We start from the raw sequence: 1144 nt of genomic DNA, 5'->3' as shown, positions 1-1144 counted from the left end.
ATATTTAAAATTGTGATTAGGATAATTAATTTAACTTTTAATATAAAATTATTTAAAAATAATAATTATCTTAAAAGGAATAAATTATTTATCGAAAAAATATCCTGCATTGGCAGGATATTTTGCACCAAAATAAATCAATTTTCATCAGGCGGAGATGGTAAATCATTTTTTTCTAGTACACGTGTTACTAATAACTGATCAATTTTAAAATGGTCTACGTCAACAACTTCAAATTTATAACCACCAAATTCAACAAAGTCGGCTGGACGAGGAATTTTGCGTAAACGGTACATCATGAAACCAGCTAATGTTTCATAATTCTCTTCATCTGGTAGTTCATCCATTTCAAGCGCATGCTTAAGATCTTCAATAGGTGTACTACCATCAATCAGCCAAGAATTATTATCACGTTTAATAATTTGCTGTTCTTCTTCCATAGGGGTAACCCAATCCCCCATAACAGTAATCATGATATCACTTAGCGTAATTACCCCAACGACAAGCGCATACTCATTAATTACAACAGCAAACTTTTCTTTTGTTGAGCGGAAACGATCGAGTAATTCTGATAGTGTTAAAGTATCAGGTATCATTAGAACCGTACGAATAGTCGATTCATTGAGCTGGGTTAAAGATTGGTTATTTAAAATACGTACAAGAATATCCTTAGCATCTACATAGCCAATCACTTGATCAATATTTTCGTTACAAACCAGAAATTTGGAATAAGGATATTCTGCCAGTTTTTGGCGAATGCTATCTTCATGCTCGTTAAGCGTAAAATAAACAACATTTTCACGTGTTGTCATACTTGAGGGGACTGTACGTTCTTCAAGCTCAAATACGTTTTCAATAAAGTGATGTTCTTGTTTTTGTAGTACACCTGCTTGAGCACCTGCATCCATCACTGCTGAAATATCATCAAAAGTAATATTGTCTTCGCGTGTGGTATTTACTTTAAACAAGCGGAATAGCAAATTGGCAATTGCATTAATTCCCCATGCTAGAGGCTTACAGATTTTGATAAAAATCTGAATAGGATTAATTACACTAATTGCAATTTTTTCAGGTGCGATCATTGCCAAGCGTTTTGGCATTAAATCGGCGAATAAAATAAACAAAGAAGTTACCAATGTGAAAG

1 protein-coding gene is annotated in these 1144 nt (G+C 33.3%); it reads right to left on the bottom strand.

Going from position 1 to position 1144, the window contains the following annotated elements:
- Window positions 1–137: 137 nt before the first annotated feature.
- Window positions 138–1144: hemolysin family protein (locus VXQ92_RS19900; protein WP_416682952.1), on the bottom strand; the 1007-nt coding region annotated here is incomplete at its 5' end.

The organism is Acinetobacter sp. 228, assembly GCF_048147885.1.
This window is presented reverse-complemented; position numbering and strand designations above follow the sequence as displayed.